Below are 20,470 nucleotides of genomic sequence, written 5' to 3'. Positions count from 1 at the left end.
CATGGAAAATAAGCAAGTATTAGAAGTAGAAAATATTTCAAAACGTGTAGGCAAAAAAACGATCATCATAGATGCGTCATTTACGGTTAAAAATGGAAAAGTCACTGGGTTATTAGGACCTAATGGCGCTGGTAAAACAACGATCATCCGCATGTTGGTAGGGCTGATGAGTCATGATGCAGGATCAATTCAAATTGCGGGTCAATCACTTTCAACGAATTTTAAAGAGGCGATGGCTCATGTTGGTGCAATCGTTGAAAATCCTGAATTTTATAATTATATGACTGGTATGGAGAATTTAAAACAGTATGTGCGAATGTCACCAAAAGCGATTTCGGATGAAGAGTTGAATCAGGTGATCCATAGTGTTCATCTGGAAAATAACATCGATCAAAAGGTTAAAACCTACTCTTTAGGAATGCGCCAAAGACTTGGTGTAGCGCAAGCAATTTTACATCAACCTGATTTACTACTTTTAGATGAGCCGATGAATGGCTTAGATCCAAAAGGCATGCGTGAGTTCCGAGAGATGATACAAGCATTGAAAAATCAAGGTGTCGGTGTGCTGATTTCAAGTCATCAATTAAGTGATATGGAATTGTTGTGCGATGATTTAGTAATTGTTCAAAAAGGAGAAATCACTTATGTTGGTCCAATGAATAATCCAGAAGATGAAAACAAACTGATTTTATTGTTAGAGACAGATCAGCAACAAGTTGCTTCGCGTTTCTTAAAAGAGCAAAATTATATCGTGAATGCTGAAGGGAACTATTTGAAGATCGAACTGCCAGAAGATAATAGAACTGTCTTAGTTAAACAACTGGTTGATAAAGGGATTGGTATCAAAGAGCTAAAAGTACACGTGGATTCTCTAGAAGAGAATTTCCTGCGTTGGACAGAAGATGGAGGGTTATAACATGGACGTATTGATAAAGAATGAATGGTTAAAACTAATCAAGAAAAAGTCTTCTTGGATCATGTGGCTCATTTTAGTGGTAATGACCTTTGCGATCACATTGCTAGTAAGGTCAACGGCTAAATCTCAAAGCGGTGAAGTGATGATGAAAGCAAATGATCTATTTGCTACCTTGACTGAAATGACTTCATTTCTCAATCTATTTGTAGTAGTCGTTGCGGCCTCAATCGTTGCAGAAGAATTTAGTCGAGGAACGATCAAATTTTTGTTGATCCGACCTTTTACTAGAAGCCAGATTTTATTTTCAAAATTTGTTGCTTGTTTGATTTATAGTGTGCTTGGAACTGTGATCTTATATCTGAGCAGTCTTGTTTCTGCAAATTTATTGTTAAGTGCTCAGTCGCCTTTAGCAGTTGTTAAAGGCTATCATGGCTGGAATGCTCTGACTGTTGCTGGTGCTTACGCCGGAGCCAATCTATTATTGATTCTTTTGTATATCACAATTACTTTATTTATATCAGCTGCTGTTCGTTCACAGAGTTTAGCGGTTGGTGTTGGGTTAGGTGTTTTATTTGGAAGCAGTATTATTAATTCATTTTTGAATGTTGTGATCTCAAAACATCAATGGTTAAAATGGAATCCTTTTAATATGCTGAATATCAAAAATACAATCATGGAAAATGCTGAAGCTGCGAGCAATTATCCAGGTTACTTGAATTTCTGGCAAATGGCTGGTGGGATTTTGGTATATAGTTTGATTATTTATATTGTCATGCAGTTATTGTTTAAGAAGCGTGATGTTTCGTTGAGCTGATGCTTTTTTATCATTAATAGGTATATTCTAATGTTAATGAGAAAAAATAAATGTTCTATAAAATAGCGATTAAGACTAAAACTTTGAATTATCAAGGTTTTGGTCTTTTTAATTTCAAGAGAAAAAAAGTTTTATTAGAGAGAATGGATATTTTCGTTTTTTATCTAATAAATTGCTGATAAAATCAATATTTATGCATGTGAAAGCTTGTTTAAACTCTTAAAAATGATTATGATTAAAAAGATATTTTATACTTAATTATGATTAGGAGTGTTTTGATGGAACAAAAGCAAATGCGATGGTTTACTGTTGGTCTGATAGCCTTCAATATGGTTTGGGGCTTAGGTAATGTCGTGAATAACTATGCACAACAAGGGATTTCTGTTGTGACATCCTGGATTTTGATTTTGGTCTTATATTTTATTCCCTATGCTTTGATTGTCGGACAACTTGGTTCAACATTCAAAGACAGTAGCGGCGGAGTTAGTTCATGGGTTCAAAATACGAGTACGAAGCGTTTGGCGTATTATGCTGCCTGGACGTATTGGGTTGTACATATCCCTTATTTAGCTCAAAAACCGCAATTAGTTCTGATCGCTTTCGGTTGGGCGATCCAAGGCAATGGAGATATTGTGAATAATTTCTCAGTTGTAGGCATCACATTGATTTCTTTAGCTATTTTCTTAATTTTCTTATTACTCTCTACTAAAGGTCTGATGACCTTAAAAGTCATTGGTGGAATGGCCGGAACCGCAATTTTTGTAATGTCTATGCTGTTTATCTTATTAGCAATTGGTGCGCCAATGATGAATTCATCTGTTGAATTTGCTACACCACATATGGATAAAATCAGTACGTATATTCCTAAATTTGATTTTAGTTACTTTACGACGGTTTCCATGCTCGTGTTTGCCGTTGGTGGAGCTGAAAAGATTTCACCATATGTAAACTCAATGAGAAATCCAGCCAAAGAATTTCCAAAAGGAATGATTTTCTTAGCTGCAATGGTTGGTGTTTCTGCAGTGTTAGGTTCATTTGCAATGGGGATGTTGTTTGCAAGTAATAATATTCCAGAAGATTTAATGGCTAACGGTGCATATACAGCCTTCCAATTGTTAGGTGAGTATTATGGCGTTGGTAACTTACTGATGATCATTTATGCGATCACAAATGGTATCGGACAAATATCAGCTTTGGCCTTTTCAATCGATGCACCGTTACAAATTCTTTTAGCTGATGCAGATCCAGATTACGTTCCAGCTGCATTACGTAAAAGAAGTAAAAAAGGAACATTGGTTAATGGTTATTTATTAACAGGAATTCTAGTAAGTATCATCATCGTATTACCAATGTTTGGTATCGAGAATATCAAAGAATTAGTGAAATGGTTGACCAACTTGAATTCTGTTGTGATGCCAATGCGTTATCTATGGGTATTCTTTGCTTATATGATGTTAAATAAAGCCTATAAAAATTATTCGTCTGAATATAAGTTTATAAAAAATCCTAAAATTGCTTTTGGATTTGGACTATGGTGTTTCTTATTTACAGCATTCGCTTGTATTTTAGGAATGGTGCCAAAAATTGACTTTGCAGCAGACCCTAAAGCATGGTTCTTCCAATTAGCATCTAATATCATCACACCAGTTGTGTTGATTTTATTAGGTATGATTTTACCAGCTTTAGCTCGTCGTGATAAAAAGAAAGCACAAATCAATTAACAGAAAGAGAGAGAAATACTCTGTGAGAGTGTTTTTCTCTCTTTTATTGCAACGCTTTTTTTGTAGTAGGATTAGGAAGCTTAACGGGTGTGGAGTAAACGTATTACAGTTAAAAATTCTTCATTATGACTTGTTTTGACACTGTCTTTATTCCTCTTTTTTTCTTGCTAGTACTTTGAAGAAAATATAAATTATCGGCAAACCTACACTTCGTTTTATGCGTATAAATGATAATTCAACTTCGTATTTTTCTTTTAATTTCATATATTTGTAAAAAAATGAGAACATTTCTTCCTTTTTATCGGTATAATAGAAGGGAAGTCTGTTCTTTTTTCTAAAAAAATGATACGATTTATACAGGAAAAAAATTGAGGAAGTGAGAACGATTAGTAAGCGACAACGTCAATCAGAAAAAGTAGAAAGATCAACCTATCTTTGTAAAGAAGTTGATCCCGATTATCTTGGCCGTGAGATTTACGCCGATAATGTAGAGACACCTTATTCATTTTATTTAGTTCGAAAGTTGAATCTAGCAAAAGATTATCAAAATTTAGCTGAAGGTGAAGCTTTTTTTGATGTAATCTGTGATAGCTGGGATACAACGGAAGAGTTTGAAGAATTAGTCGTTAAAAAGATTTATATGTATGTTGAAACTGAAATGATGTATTACACATTATTGATGGGAAGTTTTGAGCCAACTAGAAGAGAACTCCGCATGAACTTGAAGCAATGGTTTGAAGAAATTACGCTTGAAAAAGAGGAGCGTTCGCTTGTTTATCGAGGAGAAGCTACATTGGATTCTGGAGAAATGCAGGGAATGATGAAGCAAATGCTCGAAACGTCAAATGAGATTTTCCGCTTACGCAAAATGATCAGTGACTTAACTGAAACGATCAATCACGGAAAAATCGAATTGCATACACCTAAAAGTGATCCAATCATTTCTAGAAGCATTCAGACCATCCATCTCAAAAGAGCACAGCCTTTAGTGATCGAAGCAGAAAAAGCAACAGTAGAAAATTCTGATACAGATGAAAGTGTCGATGTAGAAGTTGAGCTTGTTGATGAAGCTGTAGCTGAAGAATCAGTAACACCAGAACCCGTTGTGCAATCAGCAGAACCAACGAAAGAATTAGGAGCAGAAACAGAAAAAAAGTTGGAGAACGAATTGGCGGAAAAACCAATTCAAGAAGATTTCCAAGCAGAAGAAGAGCCTTCAATTTCGCCAATCTCAAAAATAGAAAATATTGAAGAACCACAAAAAGAACGTACTTCAATCAAATTGAAACGTAAACAAATGGAGACAGACAAAGCAAAAGCAATCGTTGATCCTGAACCGAAAAAAGAAACAAAGCAGAAAATTGTAGTTCATGAGCCGTTAGATCTGACGTTGCTAGTATTTAAAAAAGGAAAAACGCAAAAGGCTACACCAAGTAACTGGCCACGTTTTTCCAAGCAATTGAAAGCTTGTAAACGCATCGAGGCACCGGCAAAAATTCCAAATTTCTCTAAGAGCGAGATGGAAAACCTAGAAGATGAAATCTACTTGTGTTTTATGAATAAACGTATGCGCTTAGGGACAAAGAAAAATCAAACGCAGAAAAAAAGCATCTTACGATCAGAGTTACTTGCTCAAATCAGTCAAGCAGAATATTTAAATTATTCATGGGGCCAAGTACTAAGACAACGAAAAGAAGATGTCTTGATTTGTGGTCGCTTAAGCTGTGGTGGGTTAGTTTCTTCTCTAGATGGTTTTCTACAAGAAATGCGGGAAATTGCTTACAGTCGTTCATTGTTTGGTAAAAAAGTCCGCTGTTCAGTTGATTTATTGCGTCGCTTGGAAGGCTATATTTTAATGGATCAATATATGCAAAATCTAAGTTTGATGCCGATTGAAAAATAGTTGGCAGGATATAAAAAAGTGAATTGAAATCTAATAGGCTAAGGCAGAACTGTACAAGTTTTGTCGTAGCCTATTTTTTAGTTTTTTCGAGACTAAAGTGTTGTCGATTGGTTAAATAAGATTTCTAATGTATGATTAGAATTAGCAAAGCGTTACTAGTATTATTTGAAATATATACATAGTGGAGGTATTGAACATGAAGAAAATATTTAAGAAAAAAACTGCAGACGAAAAAAAATCACGCTTGAGAAAAACTAAAAAAAGTAACCAACTAAAAGAAAAAGAAGTTGTAATTATAGATAATGAAGCAGATGAAAAAGATTTTGAATCGTTTTTCTCTGAAGTAATAAAAAAATTTCCTGGTAAAACATCATCCATTATCCTTAATAGCTATGGAAAATCAAAAGAGCGCGCAGAAAAAATTCTAGCCAAAAGTAAAACACAATTTGATAGTATTTTCGATGAATTTTTAGAAGGTGTAGATGAGGATACACGTAAAAAATGTCATAAAACCGTTCATGCAGCGTCCTTAACAGCTGCAATCGTCGGTTGTTCACCAATTCCTTTTTCGGATGCACTTCTACTTGTTCCGATTCAGTTAACGATGATGGCTCGTTTGCATAAAATATTTGGGCAGTCATGGTCTGAAAGTATGGGAAAAAGCATAGGAAAAGAAATTGTGATCGTTGGACTAGGCAAAAGTGCAGTGGGCAATATAATAAAATTTATTCCCGGTGTCGGGACCGTTGCTGGCGCTGCGATAAATGCGACTGTTGCGAGCACGATCACAGAAACACTTGGATGGGTGACCGTCAAAATGTTAAATGATGGAGAAGATATTTTCGAGCAAACAATGACGTTTCAAGGGCAATTTCAAAAGCTTTTTAATACAGCACAAAAATCTAGTAAAAAATCAAAATAGAGCTTGCGGAAAATTAGGAATGATACTAACCATAGAGCCGATAGTTAGAAAAATGACTGAATTCAAATAGTGTGTCAGAAACTTTAAAATTAAAAAGGAGCTTTTTTATGAAACAATCTATAGTCCACATAGCATTAGTAGTTGATGATTACGATGAAGCAATTGCATTTTACACTCAAAAACTGAGTTTTACATTGTTAGAAGATACTTATCAACCGGATCAAAAAAAAGATGGTTTGTGGTATCACCGCCAAATTTAAAAGGGACAACGATTTTACTAGCAAAAGCTTCGAAACCGGTTCAGTGTGATTTTATTGGAAATCAAGCAGGTGGACGAGTATTTTTAGGTACGGATGAATTTTATAGAGATTACAATAACATGATCGCAAATGGAATTGAATTTGTGAGGGAGCCTAAAGAAGCTGATTATGGTGTTGTGGCAGTTTTTAAAGACTTGTATGGTAATTTATGGGATTTGGTTCAGTTTGATGAGCAACATCTGATGAGTGAAAGAGTATAAATTTCTGATTAAGCTTTGTTTCGAAACGGTGGTTATTAAGAAAAGAAAGTATCTTTTTCAATATATATTTTATTCTCGATAGTTAAAATTGTAGCAATAATCTTCTATTTTTTACTAGATGATAAACACATGAAAAGACGGTTTTCGGGAGGGGGTGAAATGAAGAAGTAAAAGAAAGAATTGAACAGGCTAAGAAAAAGCAAAACAATTACATTTGAACATGCTGAAGAAATAACGTTATACTTAGAAAAGAACTTAGGTATTGTAAGGGTAGAAAGAAGAACGACAGTAACAAATGTAAATGGGAAATGATCAACATTTAAAAAGACGGTTTTTGGAAAGGGGAATAATAAAGTGTAATGTAAAGAAAATTTTGTTATCAAGATATTACAAAATTTTGGTGATGGAATAAAAATGTGGTACTACTATTCTGGTAAAAAATACACTGTACAAGGAGAAGTACTTGGTGATTTTATTGATGATGTAAGAGATGTGAAAGATTTCTTTTCAAAAAAAGTGCTGAAAACGCTATGGAAAAATTAAAAAATAAGGTAGATAACTGAAGCAATATGAGGGTTGTTTCTAGATAGAGCTTAAACTACATTTTTTAGGATAGTAAAACAAAGGAGCGGTAAACATAAGGGCATCCATATTTGATGAAGATACAAGAAAGTGTGATGATTGTGGCTGTACATTGAATAATGCTTGTGTAGGTGGTAGTTACTGATAATCTTTACAGCTCATTTTTAGAGAATAGAGCAGCTCACGATTTAAAGATTGGACCAGTATATTTTAAAGCTGTTATTCAAGGCTTGAAAAATTTTGAAATCAGGAGAAATGCTAGGAATTTCAAAGTTGATGATATTGTAAATTTCAGAGAATTTGAAAATGGGACTTACATAGGAAAAAAATTAACTGTAGAAATTATTTACATTACTGACTTTGAACAAAAAGAAGATTATGTAGTTTTTGGATTTGTTGTAAATTATACGTTTAAATAATCAGAATCTTACATAAGCGCGTTGAATCCGATTCTTCTAATCATATTATTTCCAAAAAATTGGTATTTAGATGTTTAACATAACGCTACTCATTTTTTCTTCCTTTGTATACGGATAAATGATATAGTAAAAATAACGTTAGAAAATATAACGTTATTTTTACTAATTATTAGAAATGAAGTTATTAAATGAAGAAAAAGAAAAAAATATTATTGGGGATTTTAGTTATGATGCTCTTATGCATAGGCAGCGTTGGGCAGCCAAAGGCTGTCAACGCTGCTGATACCATCATTGGAGATGATTATCCTGCAAAATGGAAAAATCTTCCTTTGGGTGCAACTAATGATAATTGGAAAATGGCTACGAGATATTGTACTTCGTTTGTAGCGAATCGATTAAGTGTAGTTAATAAATTTGATATAAGAAGAGATGGATTGGATTGGAACGCTAATCAATGGGGAAATAATGCAAAAATACAAGGGTATAAAGTTGATATGAATCCAAAGCGTGGTTCTGTAGCTTATTGGAGTGCCAAATATCACGTTGCTTGGGTAGCCGCTGTAGATGGGAATAGAGTTCTTATTGAAGAATATAACTATGATTATAATGGTAATTATAACTCACGTTGGATTAATAAAAACGCTGTAGATGGATATATACATTTTAAAGATATGAGTCCAACCTTACCACCAATTGACTTGACTAACTATTACACTGTTAATCCTCAAAAAGTAGCTGCTAAGGTAAATTCTTGGGTATATAATAATAAAGATACCTTTTCAACTGCAACACAATCTAGAGAAATTAAGAAAGATGAAATGATTGATGTTGTAAGAATTGAATATAGTTCAACGGGGTACCCTAGACTAGTAACCAGAGAAGGTTATTTGTCAGCAAATAAAAATTATTTTGTTAAATTACCAGATAATATTAATGATTATATAACAACAGCACAAAGACTAGTAACGAAAGACAATATTTGGATATATAATAATAAAGATACATTTTCAGCTGAAACTCAAGTAGTTCAGATTCCTAAAGACACAATGATTGAAGTAAAATCTATTGTATTTAGTAAAGATGGATGGCCACGCTTAGTGACAGATCAAGGATATGTATCAGCAAATAAAAATTATGTAAAACCAGTGCTTAGTAATATTGATGACTATATAACAACAGCACAAAAACTAGTAACGAAAGAAAATATTTGGATATATAATAATAAAGATACATTTTCAGCTGAAACTCAAGTAGTTCAGATTCCCAAAGACACAATGATTGAAGTAAAATCTATTGTATTTAGTAAAGATGGATGGCCACGCTTAGTGACAGATCAAGGATATGTATCAGCGAATAAAAATTACGTGAAGCCAACGATTGATAATATTGATCAATATATAACGAATATTGGCAAAGTAGAAGTAAAACAGGACATTTGGAGTTATAATGATAAAGATATTTTCGCAGTTAACACTCAATCAGTACAAATAAAAAAAGGGACAATATTGACTGTTCAAGGTATTATTTTCAGTAAGGATGGATGGCCACGTTTAGTGACAGATCAAGGATACGTATCAGCAAATAAAAACTATGTTAATTTATTTAACTAAACCTTAAAAAGCATTATAAAGATACAAATGAGAGTGTTTATAATTGTATTATAACTAATTAAAGTAGGAAGAATTCTGAATATTCTAGAATAAAAAGTAAAAAGACATCATGGAAATTTCATGGTGTTTTTTGTTTATGCCAAAAACTTTAGTTTTAGGTGAAGGAAAGAATGATACATTTTATATCAAATTAGTAAGTAGCTAAAGGTGGAATTTGCTACGATGACAGATACTGTCAGATGTTTTGAGAAAATATGAAGAATTGTTACAACTGTATAGTTCTGTATAATATTGAATCAATAATATCAATTCTCATAAATCAATTAGGGTACTGTTATTATCATATGAAAAATAGTCTCGTTTAGGGATTAGTGTGAAGAATAAATTAGAAAATATTGAAATACAAAAACTTGAATAATAGAAGGAGTCAACATGGAAATTGTAATTGATAGACAGAGTGTATGTATGGATGATGATGTTATGAGTCACAAAAGCACATATGAAATAAGCAATAATACTACATTTTTAAAACTCTTTAAAGAGTTAATAGCAAAAAAATTATTTTCCTCATATTCAAGGAAATAATGTTGTTTGGGTTCTAAGGTTTGATGGGAAAAATAGGATTGTGTGGAAATATAGGGAAATAAATTTCATGAATATAAGATGAATCATTGCTTAATAGATAGCAAGTTGAAAAAGATTCTAGTCGTTATTTTTATTTATTACCCATCACTTAAAGAGCGGGAGGAAAAATATGAAGACTATCAGAATAATAAGACCTTGCCAATAAACTTGTTGAATAAGTTAAAGAATTATTTTCTTAAATAGTTATTTACGAACTATCGCGAGCAGTCTCAAAAAAGATAAATATTAAGAAACCAAAGGAATCATTTTACTAACCAACCAAGAATGATTCCTTTTTTGAGCATAAAAAAATCAAATTCGAAACAAAAACAAGCCAAAAAACATCTAAATCCCCCTCCCAAAAAATCCTTTCAAACTAACACTAAAAAAAAAGTTCATTTTGTAGTATAATTTTCAGGGATAGAGGAAAGGCGGGGAAGTCTATGAAAAATAATCAGACATATGCAGTAGTTGATTTAGAAACAACTGGGACCGATCCATTGGTTGACCGGATTATTCAATTCGGCTGTGTACTGATCCAAGAAGGAAAAATCATTTCCCGTTTCGCGACTGACATCAATCCTAATCAGGCCATCTCTAAGCAGATTCAGCAGCTTACTGGTATTAGTAATTCTCGTGTACAAAAAGCGCCTTATTTTGAAGATGTGGCCTTAACGATTTATAATTTATTAGCGGATACCGTATTTGTTGCGCATAATATCTATTTCGATTATTCCTTTCTAACACAGGAATTGCTTCGTTGCGGTACACCTAAATTAAAGATTCCCGGAATTGATACAGTTGAGCTAGCTCAGATATTTTTACCGACAGAAAAAAGTTTTCGTTTAGGCGACTTATCTGAAAGTTTAGGTCTGATTCATGATAATCCTCACCAAGCAGATAGCGATGCACAGGTAACTGCTGAACTTTTATTATTGATCGAAGCGAAAATGCGTCGCTTGCCATTGATTACGATGGAAGCGATCGATCGTTTGAGTCAGCAAACAGGAATGGATACAAGTTCTTATATCCATCATATATATGAAGAAATGAAACAGGATATTCAACCGCTATCTAAAGAACAGCATGTTGTGTCTGGAATTGCTCTGAGGAGAAAAGAAGTTCCGTTATATGAAGAAAAGTTGTACGGAAAACCGAGTTTCCCGCAAAAGAAAAAAGCGAAAGAAAAAGTTTTCTCAGGTACGATCGGCTATCGTTCAGAACAAAGCCGGATGATGAATTTAGTTTATGACCATTTTACGAATGATGAGAATAAAAATTTATTTATTGAAGCAGCGACAGGAACAGGAAAAACGCTAGGTTATTTATTCCCATTAAGCTATTTAGCAACACCAGATAACCCAGTTATTATTAGTACCGTTTCAATCGTGTTGCAAAATCAATTAACGGAGAAAGATATTCCGTTAGCAAATCAGATTTGTCCAAAACCAATTCAAGCTGTGATCATTAAGAGTCATCGTCACTATATTGATTTGCAACGGTTTCAAGCTACGTTGAAAAATCCGATACAGCAAAAACAATACGCATTATATCAAATGGGTGTTTTGGTTTGGCTGGTGGAAACAGAGACAGGGGATCTTGATGAACTTCAATTAACGAACTTTAACCATATTTTTTGGCGCGATGTTGCCCATCGTGGAGTTGATTTTTTATCGGATCAAGATTCGTTATATCAAGAAGATTTTGTTCGTTTTCTTTATAAAAAAGTCAGACAAAGTAATGTATTGATCGTTAATCATGCATTTTTAGCACAGGAGACGCTTAGAGAAGTTCCACTTCTGCCTAAAAGTTCCTATCTGATTATCGATGAAGCGCATCATCTGCCAGATATTGCTGGGAAGATTGCGAATCGTCAATTTAACTATGTTTCCTTTAAAAAACAAGCAACTCTTTATCTAGAAGAAGATCAGCTGTTTGATCAAGTGAATCAAATTTTTAAATCAGAAACACAAGAACAGCGATTATTGCGAATTTATTCTAAAGCCCTGAATGACTTAGTGGAAGAGTTTAGTGATTTATTTTACGAAATAAATCAGTTGTTTAAAAACGATAAGCAGCCGAATTTGGAAGCGACATTGTTGACTAAGCCAATATTCGATCACTTATCAGTGAATGGAGAGACTTCGATTCAAAAGATTGAGATTCTCTTAACTGAAATGCAAGAAATTCAAAATAGATTGCAGCAGTCGATTGTTGATGCGTTGGAAAAGTATACAGCATCTGAGCGGATTATATTCGTTAGCTTACTGCAATTCTTTGAGCGGATCGAATTTTTATATGAATGTTTTGATATTTATGTCAATAAATGGCATCCACGCTGGATCAAAGAATACAGTACCACACCTCAAGGATACGGATTACTTGCAATCAACGATTTAGAGGCGAGTATTTTGCCGGAAACGACTTGGTATGACCGCTATCAACGAATTTTATATACAGGTGGCACACTGAAATTTGGGAATGATAAGAAGTATTTGCCTACTAAATTAGGCTTGACGGATGTTTTGTTTAAAACGTTACCTGACCCCTATGATTATGCGCAAAATGCTCGCTTGTATATTCCAATAGAAGCCATAGCGATCAGTCAAGCGAACGCAGCAGAATTCTCAGCTTATATCGCGTCTGTAATCCAAGAATTGACACAGGAACAGGATCGTTCAATGCTGGTCTTATTTACGTCACATGAGATTTTATCCAGTGTTTATTATCGGTTACATCCTCAATTTTTAAATGGGGGAAGAGAGCTTTTAGCTCAGGGAATCAGTGGTAGCCGGGAAAAAATTCTTAAACGTTTTGCTCATTCAAAAAATAGTGTTTTACTTGGTGCGGATAGTTTTTGGGAAGGCGTTGATTTACCTGGAGAGACATTGTCACTGTTGATCGTGACACGCTTACCATTTGAAAATCCCAAACGACCTTTTGTCAAAGCACGGTATGATTATCTTGAAGAAAAAGGAATTAATCCCTTTACGCATGAGGCTTTGCCTAAAGCAGCTTTACGTTTGCGACAAGCATTAGGTCGTTTGATTCGTTCTGATGGTGACAAAGGAGCTTTACTCGTTTTGGATAGACGATTAGTGACAGCAAAGTATGGGAAGCGTATGTTAAAAGCCTTACCGAAAGAGTTATCAGTGAAAGAAGAACCTTTAGCAAAAATAACGTCAGAGCTAAAGGAATTTTTAAATAAATAAATTTAACTACTATCTATTAAATCAAACTGATTTTCTGCTATAATGGTAGCCAGTAAGTTTGGAAAGGGCGAGAAGATTGCAAGAACAAGAAGATCACAATGAAGCAAGAAAAACCAAGATCCTAGTAAGCGTAATTGCGGTGTTATTAGTGATTATTGTTATGATCACTATTTTCTATATTCGCTCAACACATCCAAGAACACAAGCGAAAAAAGAAGCGACAGAGATTGCAAAGGAATATGCACATTTGGAAACAGTCGATAACTTTTATTGGTTTACCCGAAAAGATACCTACTTTAGTGTGACGGGTAAAAATGATAAAGGCGAAGAATTGGCTGTTATCATCCCGAAAAAGGGAGACAAAGTAACTGTTTTAAATCAAAAAGATGGTGTGGAAGAAGGTCATATCCGCCAGATTATTGAAACAGACTATAAAGAAAAGAATATCCAAAAAATCAGCTTGGGCTTATATAACGATAAACCTACTTGGGAAGTCGTTACAAAAAATGATGATGGGTCATTGAGTTATTATCTGTTATCATTTGAAAAAGCGGAAGAGATCATGATCATCAAAAATGTCTGACGAGACAGTTTTATGAGGATATTTGATAAAGCTAAGATAAATGGGGATAGGAAAGTAGCTTGTTTGTTAGCACTGAACACTTTCGTACTAGCCACTAAAAAATGAATGGAGCGATAATATGGACATATCAAGACGTGCACAAAAATTAGAACCCTCTGTTACGCTAGCGGCTTCTGCCAAAGCCAATGCATTAAAAGCGGAAGGCAAAGATGTTCTAAGTTTAACTGTGGGTGAACCAGATTTTACTACACCTAAAAATATTCAACTGGCAGCAATTCAAGCTATCGAAAGTGGAAAAGCAAGTTATTATACGCCTTCTGCCGGTATCAAAGAATTGCGAGAAGCGGTTGTAAAACATATTGAAACATATTACCGTCTGAGTTATCAGGCAAAAAATGTGATTGTAACAGATGGTGCAAAATTTGCCTTGTATCTCCTTTTTCAAGCGGTATTGAATCCCAATGATGAAGTGATTATCCCAGTGCCGTATTGGGTAAGTTATGGAGAACAAGTTAAATTAGCTGAGGGCGTACCAGTCTTTATCTCATGTGCTCAGGAAAAAGAATTTAAAGTAACCGTGGAACAACTAGAAGAAGCCAGAACAGATAAAACGAAATTATTGATTTTAAATTCACCTTCTAATCCAACGGGAATGATTTATTCCGAAGCAGAATTACGTGAAATCGGTGAGTGGGCTATACAAAATGATATTTTGATCGTATCGGATGATATCTACGGCAGACTGGTTTATAATGGAGCCACGTTTACACCCATAGCTACTTTGTCTGAAGCAATCAGAAAACAAACGATCATTATCAATGGTGTTTCTAAAAGCTATGCGATGACAGGCTGGCGCATTGGGTATGCGGTAGGGGATGAAACGATTATCTCAGCAATGAATGATATCGCATCACAATCGACCAGTAATCCCACGGCTGTCAGCCAATATGCAGCGATCGAAGCATTGATCGGTGAACAAGACACCGTCGAAATCATGAGACAAGCATTTGAAGCACGTTTAAATGAGATTTACCCGCTGTTTGCAGCATTACCTGGATTTAAACTGGAAAAACCACACGGTGCATTTTATCTGTTTCCAAATATCAAAGAAACATTAACGATGTGCGGCTACACAGATGTCACCAAATGGGTAGACGATCTACTATCTGAAGCGCAAGTAGCTCTTGTTACAGGTGCAGGATTTGGCGCACCAGAAAATGTTCGGATCAGCTATGCCACAGATTTGGATACATTAAAAGAAGCAGTCAAACGGATCAAAGCGTTTATTGAGAAAAAATCAATTAAATAAAATACTTAATTCGGGATAGGTAAAAGACTAAATGAATGGAGAGACGATCGTGGAACAAATTCAAATTATTGATTCAAAAAATCATGTAGGGGAAACAGTAAAAATAGGTGCTTGGATTGCCAATAAACGTTCAAGTGGAAAAATTGCCTTTCTACAATTACGTGATGGAACAGCATATTTTCAAGGAATTGTGGTGAAAAGTGAAGTTCCAGAAGAAGTCTTTCAGTTAGCAAAAAGCCTAACACAAGAAACCTCTGTATGGATCACTGGTGAAATCAGAGAAGATAGCCGTTCAAAATTTGGTTATGAAATTGGTGTAACAGGGATCGAAGTCATCGGTGAAAGTCATGATTATCCAATCACGCCAAAAGAACACGGAACAGACTTTTTGATGGACCACCGTCACTTATGGCTACGTTCGTCACGTCAGCATGCTATCATGCAAATCCGTAACGAAATTATCCGTGCGACATATGAATTTTTCAATAACAACAACTTTGTGAAAATCGATCCGCCGATTCTAACTGCCAGCACAGCAGAAGGTACGACTGATTTATTTGAAACAAACTATTTTGATCAAAAAGCGTATCTATCTCAAAGTGGACAGTTATACATGGAAGCAGCCGCTTTAGCTTTCGGTAAAGTTTTCTCATTTGGCCCAACTTTTAGAGCAGAAAAATCAAAAACGCGTCGTCACTTGATCGAATTTTGGATGATCGAACCAGAAATGGCGTTTATGCACCAAGAAGAAAGTTTAGAAGTACAAGAGCAATACGTAGCGTTTCTAGTTCAAAGTGTATTAGACAATTGTGATCATGCTTTAGACGTTTTAGAACGTGATAGAGAAGTCTTGAAAAAATATACTCAATTACCATTTCCACGTATTTCATATGATGAAGCAGTTGAGTTATTGAAGAAAAATGGGTTTGACGATATTGAGTGGGGCGATGATTTTGGCTCACCGCATGAAACATTTATTGCCAACTCATTTGACCGTCCAGTCTTCATTTTAAACTATCCAAAAGCAATCAAAGCATTTTATATGAAACCACATCCTACTCGTGATGATGTCGTGATTTGTGCAGATATGATCGCACCAGAAGGGTATGGGGAAATCATTGGTGGTTCTGAAAGAGCAATCGACCATGATTACTTATTAGAGCAAATTCGTAACCACAATCTAGATGAAAAAGAATATTCTTGGTATTTAGATTTGCGTCGTTACGGTTCTGTTCCGCATTCAGGCTTTGGTCTAGGTTTAGAACGTACAGTTACTTGGTTAGCAGGAATCGAGCATGTTCGTGAAGCAAGCCCATTCCCACGTTTATTAAACCGTATTTACCCATAGAAATATAAAAGTGAAGTTAGTCGTTGAAAGAAGCATCGTGATTTGTTTTGGCGACTAATTTTTATAGAAATACAAACGCCCAGTTAAAATTGCAGCAAGAAAAAAGAAAATATAAGGCAAATTGTTTAGAATTCCGCTTTTTTATGGTAAAATTGACAGAAAGTAGAATAAAGGAATGACTCGAATGGAAAACCCAACTCAAATTAAAAGAAAACATTTTCGTTTTCCAGCTTATGACGATGACTTAGGCGTGAAATTAGTTTCTGAAAATAAACGAACATTGTTTCAAGAAGAACCAATGCTCACTAATATGGGGACGCAAACACCGAAACAAACAGTAAAACAGCAAAGTTCTCCTGTCATAGATCCGATCAGTGTTCAACCAGTGCTGCAGAAACAATCGACACAGACAAATAATCAACATGTTTCGCATAGCCAAGAACAAGTAGCAGAATTAGCCCGTCATAAATCTAATCTGCCTAATTATATGATGACGCATAATAAAACAACTTCTCCAAAACAAAAAAGTAATCTATTTGGCAACATGCCTAAAAGAAGTTCGTATGGTTTCGGCTCTCAGCAATCTCCAAGTAAAAATAAAGCGGCGTTTTCAAAGGATTTTACTTATGATACCCGTTCGTATTTTGTACCGAAATATATTCCGGCTTCTGTCATTCCAGAAGAAAAAGCACCTGCTTTGACAGAACAAGAATTAGCAGATGCAATGAAAAAGGATCAAAATTCATATTTACTTTTTGACGATGAACCAGCAGCCTTTCAAGTGAAAGGGAATGAAGACCCTACAGTTCAAAAATTCAACATTCCTAAAGGTTCACCTGAAATTCCGGTAACAAGACGTCAATATCAACAAATCAAACCTGATATGGAACGATTTGGTAAAGAAGAAGATATTAGCCATACATTACCGCGCTCTCGAAAAGAACTGAAAACAGCAAAAGAAAATGCCAAAAGCCAAACGGCATACGGTCAAAAAGTAGCTGAAGCAGAACAGGATAAAAAACGTGGCATCTTGGATAAGTCCTTAAGTGGTATTATTGAAGACTCGAGTATGGAGTTAGAAAACAGCAAATATTTTAAATAGAAATGCTTCGTTTAAAATCTACATCAGCATATTTCTAAAGTCTATCAATTGTTTTATCTCATTTGATATGGACTCAAAAATTACAAATAGATTACCTAACTAGTTGGTTAGTATGGCTTCGGTATTGTACCGGAAATCATACTAACCTTTTTTTATAGAATAATAATGGATTGTATTTGAGAAGAACAGCTCTAACTTTTCAAGTAGAAAATGATTGTAATAATAATTGACAGTATTAAATAGCTTGAACGTCCAAATTAATTATAAAAAAGGAATAAAAATGATTACCAAAGTAAAGTAACCTATGTCTGTCTCAACTATATTATCTTATTTTGAATAGAAAAACGTTCACAATTGGAGTATCGAATAACTGGATTATGGCTTAATCTATAAGATGGAGGCGGAATAATATGAAAAGAAAAATAGTCTATCTATTTATATTTGCACTTAGTTTTTGCTCGTTAATTTACATAAGTATCTCAAAGAGTACTGTTACAAGAATAAAGGCAGAATCCTTGTTACCCCCACCAATTACGGATGATGCAGGTTTATTAAAGGCTGATTTGTTGAAATATCAGGGATGGATTCCACTTATAGAGGATAAACCACTCTCTAGGCCTACACTGCTTCATGGATATTGGCAACCTGAGGGTACTACAACTGAGTTTACATTGTTAAAAGATAATAATCTTACAAACATATATATCACACCTACTGGAAAAGTGACTGTAAAGCAAGTCGTTGATACAAAACCTGGAAAAATGTATCAATTTTCGGCAGCGACTTACACTTATATTACGCGTAGTGGAAATGAAGGGAACCACAATAGTAAATACGATTTGTCAGTTTTTCCAGGAACAATTAGACCCAAGTTAAATTCATTATACTATTACAAAGTAGAAGAGGACCGTGCATTTTCTCCGAATACAAATATTAAAAATTATGGTAGACAAGTATTTATAGCAAGTTCCGACAAGACGACTGTGGAGTATACTATTTATAGTAATAACTCTGCAAATTGGAATACGAGTGGTATTATTAATGTAACTTTTTCTGATTTGGAGCATGCTATTGAAGAGTCCAAGATACTAATAGAGGAGTTGTTTACAGATAGTACTCATACAGCAATTAAGCTTAGCACTACACAACTTAAAATAGATAAGGCGAAAAAACTTATTAGTGAAGTGCTGAATGCTAAGCAAAAAGAACACTTTCTTGAAGAAGTAAAGAAAGCCCAAGAGTTATTAGACAAAGTAACTATCACATTAACTACTGAAAAATTAACCGATGATCGAGCAAGTACAAACAGTACCACAATTAAAGGTAAAACCTATCCAAACGCATTTGTATTTTTCTCAGGACATGAAGACTTACCAAAAGGTGAACTAAACTCGGAAGTTGAAGGAGATACCCATAACTATCAAACAAGAGCAGATAAAGATGGAATGATTGATTATAAATTACCAGAAGGTAGTTATTTTAGAGGAAAACAAAATATTACAATCAGAAGTGTTCTTCATGGGAAAGTAGTAGAAAAAAATTTAGTAGTTGAAGATGTTAGTGCGCCATTCAAACCAACTGTTTTAACTCTTAAAGATGTAAGTACGCAAATAGAAGGGTATGCAGAATCAGAGGCAATAATTAAAGTATTTAACGCAACAACAAATGCACTGATGTTTTCGGGCAAAGCGCTTCAAGGAGATCGTTTTGCAATTAATATTCCTGAAACTCAAAAGCCGTTGGTTCCATATGCGGAATATTATGTTACAGCAACGGATTCTAGTGGGAATCCAAGTGAACAGTCAGAAATCTTGTCAGTACAAGATACTCTTGCACCAGAAGCAGATCCTGTGCGTCAAATCGTGAATGTTGGTGCCCCGCTTCCAGCACTTGAAAGCTTGCTAACGGATTTATCTGATAATGCTGGCGTCGATCAGGTTAAGATAGAAATGTTGCAAGAACCGGATTTATCAAAAGCAGGGTACACTGAAGCTATTTTGTTACTCAGTGACAAAGCAAATAATCAACTGAGTTTAACGATTCCATTTTTCGTTAAAAATGAAGACACGATTGATAATGGCACCACTTTTCTTTCTGCACAATCCATTAACGCTTTAGCCATCGATTACCCTAAAGAATGGGAAGCGCAAAAACAATTTATATTAGAACAAAGTCGTGCAACCGCGATGGATATGAACACCTTGAAAAATAGAACGAGTGAACTACAGCTGACCGTTGATTCCTCAATAAATGAACCAGGAACGTATGAAGTGACATTCAGCATAGATTCATTGAGTAGGAAAATCACTCTAAATTTATTGGCAGGTGGCGTTGTGTTTGAACGTGTGCCAATGGAAATTTCTTTTGGTGTACCTACCTTACAAACGAATATAAAATATGTCCCAATAGAAAATAATATGAAAATGATCATTAAAAATACTCAGTATTATCGAACAGGTTGGGCACTAAAAACAAAATTTTCTAAAATGCTTCAAACGGATACTGGAATAAAAACAGCATCAGATATAGTTTTTCAAGATAAAGAAGACTTGAAGTACATGACGGAAGAAAAAGAAATTGAAATTTATCGACAAAAAGATCAATCTGACCATCGTTTGCAAGAATTTGACTTTGGTAAAGAGAGTGATCAGCAATTTTTATTGAAGATGATGCCTGGAAGCTTGATGAAAGATAAAATATACAGTGCTCAAATTTTGTGGACAATAGAGACAGCACCTTAAATGCATCGATCAATGAGATGAGACAATAGTGCCTAGCTTAAAGAAATCAGCAAGTATTCACCAAAGCTTTTGCGTCAGAGTTATTTCATTATAGAGACATAATTAACAAAACAACGTCATTAAGCTAGATAAGTGTTTTTCATC

At 34.6% G+C, this 20,470-nt stretch carries 17 protein-coding genes; all 17 read left to right on the top strand.

Annotated elements, in window-relative coordinates:
* Position 1: 1 nt before the first annotated feature.
* The 17 genes from IGL98_RS10970 (at position 2) to IGL98_RS10890 (ending at position 20,326) form a co-directional block, all read left to right on the top strand.
* Entirely contained in the window at positions 2–916 is a 915-nt protein-coding gene (locus tag IGL98_RS10970; protein WP_206911492.1) for an ABC transporter ATP-binding protein, read from the top strand.
* A gap of 1 nt (position 917) precedes the next feature.
* Positions 918–1,730 (top strand): ABC transporter permease, encoded by an 813-nt coding sequence (locus IGL98_RS10965; protein WP_206843442.1) that lies wholly within the window; start codon positions 918–920, stop codon positions 1,728–1,730.
* Between the two features lie 278 nt (positions 1,731–2,008).
* Complete coding sequence (locus IGL98_RS10960) at positions 2,009–3,451, top strand: amino acid permease (RefSeq protein ID WP_206843445.1); 1,443 nt, start codon at positions 2,009–2,011, stop codon at positions 3,449–3,451.
* A 376-nt stretch (positions 3,452–3,827) separates the two neighbouring features.
* On the top strand, positions 3,828–5,354 hold the full coding sequence (locus IGL98_RS10955; RefSeq protein WP_206911493.1) for a hypothetical protein: 1,527 nt from the start codon (positions 3,828–3,830) through the stop codon (positions 5,352–5,354).
* 196 nt (positions 5,355–5,550) lie between these two features.
* The gene (locus IGL98_RS10950; protein ID WP_206911494.1) at positions 5,551–6,276 is read left to right on the top strand and encodes a YcjF family protein; all 726 of its coding nucleotides are present in this window, start codon (positions 5,551–5,553) and stop codon (positions 6,274–6,276) included.
* 107 nt (positions 6,277–6,383) lie between these two features.
* Positions 6,384–6,536 carry a VOC family protein gene (locus IGL98_RS10945; RefSeq protein WP_242590055.1) on the top strand — a complete coding sequence of 51 codons (153 nt, stop codon included), beginning with the start codon at positions 6,384–6,386 and terminating at the stop codon, positions 6,534–6,536.
* Positions 6,515–6,796, top strand: a complete 282-nt coding sequence (locus tag IGL98_RS10940) for a VOC family protein (RefSeq protein ID WP_242590056.1) — start codon at positions 6,515–6,517, stop codon at positions 6,794–6,796. The genes IGL98_RS10945 and IGL98_RS10940 overlap by 22 nt, the downstream gene beginning before the upstream one ends.
* Positions 6,797–7,210: 414 nt before the next feature.
* Positions 7,211–7,339, top strand: coding sequence for a hypothetical protein (locus IGL98_RS10935; protein WP_277989041.1), 129 nt, complete (start codon positions 7,211–7,213; stop codon positions 7,337–7,339).
* A 170-nt stretch (positions 7,340–7,509) separates the two neighbouring features.
* Positions 7,510–7,797, top strand: a complete 288-nt coding sequence (locus IGL98_RS10930; protein WP_206843450.1) for a DUF3850 domain-containing protein — start codon at positions 7,510–7,512, stop codon at positions 7,795–7,797.
* 188 nt (positions 7,798–7,985) lie between these two features.
* Positions 7,986–9,407: a DUF5776 domain-containing protein gene (locus IGL98_RS10925; protein ID WP_430604690.1), complete on the top strand. Its 1,422-nt coding sequence runs from the start codon at positions 7,986–7,988 to the stop codon at positions 9,405–9,407.
* 432 nt (positions 9,408–9,839) lie between these two features.
* Positions 9,840–9,992 (top strand): hypothetical protein, encoded by a 153-nt coding sequence (locus IGL98_RS10920; protein ID WP_206842171.1) that lies wholly within the window; start codon positions 9,840–9,842, stop codon positions 9,990–9,992.
* Between the two features lie 482 nt (positions 9,993–10,474).
* On the top strand, positions 10,475–13,243 hold the full coding sequence (locus IGL98_RS10915; protein ID WP_206842169.1) for a helicase C-terminal domain-containing protein: 2,769 nt from the start codon (positions 10,475–10,477) through the stop codon (positions 13,241–13,243).
* A gap of 76 nt (positions 13,244–13,319) precedes the next feature.
* A complete protein-coding gene (locus IGL98_RS10910) occupies positions 13,320–13,826 on the top strand; it encodes a DUF5590 domain-containing protein (RefSeq protein WP_206842167.1) in 507 nt (168 codons plus the stop codon).
* A gap of 118 nt (positions 13,827–13,944) precedes the next feature.
* Positions 13,945–15,135, top strand: a complete 1,191-nt coding sequence (locus tag IGL98_RS10905) for a pyridoxal phosphate-dependent aminotransferase (RefSeq protein ID WP_206842165.1) — start codon at positions 13,945–13,947, stop codon at positions 15,133–15,135.
* Positions 15,136–15,184: 49 nt separating this feature from the next.
* Positions 15,185–16,483: an asparagine--tRNA ligase gene (asnS, locus tag IGL98_RS10900; RefSeq protein WP_069646821.1), complete on the top strand. Its 1,299-nt coding sequence runs from the start codon at positions 15,185–15,187 to the stop codon at positions 16,481–16,483.
* Positions 16,484–16,667: 184 nt separating this feature from the next.
* Positions 16,668–17,585, top strand: coding sequence for a hypothetical protein (locus IGL98_RS10895; RefSeq protein ID WP_206842163.1), 918 nt, complete (start codon positions 16,668–16,670; stop codon positions 17,583–17,585).
* Between the two features lie 410 nt (positions 17,586–17,995).
* Entirely contained in the window at positions 17,996–20,326 is a 2,331-nt protein-coding gene (locus tag IGL98_RS10890; RefSeq protein WP_206911496.1) for a toxin Cry1Ac domain D-VI-related protein, read from the top strand.
* Positions 20,327–20,470: the final 144 nt, after the last annotated feature.

The organism is Enterococcus sp. DIV0840 (assembly GCF_050527835.1).
Classification (GTDB): Bacteria; Bacillota; Bacilli; order Lactobacillales; family Enterococcaceae; genus Enterococcus_L; species Enterococcus_L ureasiticus.
Note: the sequence above shows the minus strand (reverse complement) of the source record. Positions and strands in the feature narration are given on the sequence as shown.

Excerpts from the sequence above, each read along its gene's own strand:
- IGL98_RS10950 (WP_206911494.1), top strand. The coding sequence starts at position 5,551 with ATGAAGAAAATATTTAAGAAAAAAACTGCAGACGAAAAAAAATCACGC.
- IGL98_RS10960 (WP_206843445.1), top strand. The coding sequence starts at position 2,009 with ATGGAACAAAAGCAAATGCGATGGTTTACTGTTGGTCTGATAGCCTTC.
- IGL98_RS10970 (WP_206911492.1), top strand. The coding sequence starts at position 2 with ATGGAAAATAAGCAAGTATTAGAAGTAGAAAATATTTCAAAACGTGTA.
- IGL98_RS10925 (WP_430604690.1), top strand. The coding sequence starts at position 7,986 with ATGAAGAAAAAGAAAAAAATATTATTGGGGATTTTAGTTATGATGCTC.
- IGL98_RS10965 (WP_206843442.1), top strand. The coding sequence starts at position 918 with ATGGACGTATTGATAAAGAATGAATGGTTAAAACTAATCAAGAAAAAG.
- IGL98_RS10915 (WP_206842169.1), top strand. The coding sequence starts at position 10,475 with ATGAAAAATAATCAGACATATGCAGTAGTTGATTTAGAAACAACTGGG.
- IGL98_RS10920 (WP_206842171.1), top strand. The coding sequence starts at position 9,840 with ATGGAAATTGTAATTGATAGACAGAGTGTATGTATGGATGATGATGTT.
- IGL98_RS10895 (WP_206842163.1), top strand. The coding sequence starts at position 16,668 with ATGGAAAACCCAACTCAAATTAAAAGAAAACATTTTCGTTTTCCAGCT.
- IGL98_RS10890 (WP_206911496.1), top strand. The coding sequence starts at position 17,996 with ATGAAAAGAAAAATAGTCTATCTATTTATATTTGCACTTAGTTTTTGC.
- IGL98_RS10945 (WP_242590055.1), top strand. The coding sequence starts at position 6,384 with ATGAAACAATCTATAGTCCACATAGCATTAGTAGTTGATGATTACGAT.
- IGL98_RS10935 (WP_277989041.1), top strand. The coding sequence starts at position 7,211 with ATGTGGTACTACTATTCTGGTAAAAAATACACTGTACAAGGAGAAGTA.
- IGL98_RS10905 (WP_206842165.1), top strand. The coding sequence starts at position 13,945 with ATGGACATATCAAGACGTGCACAAAAATTAGAACCCTCTGTTACGCTA.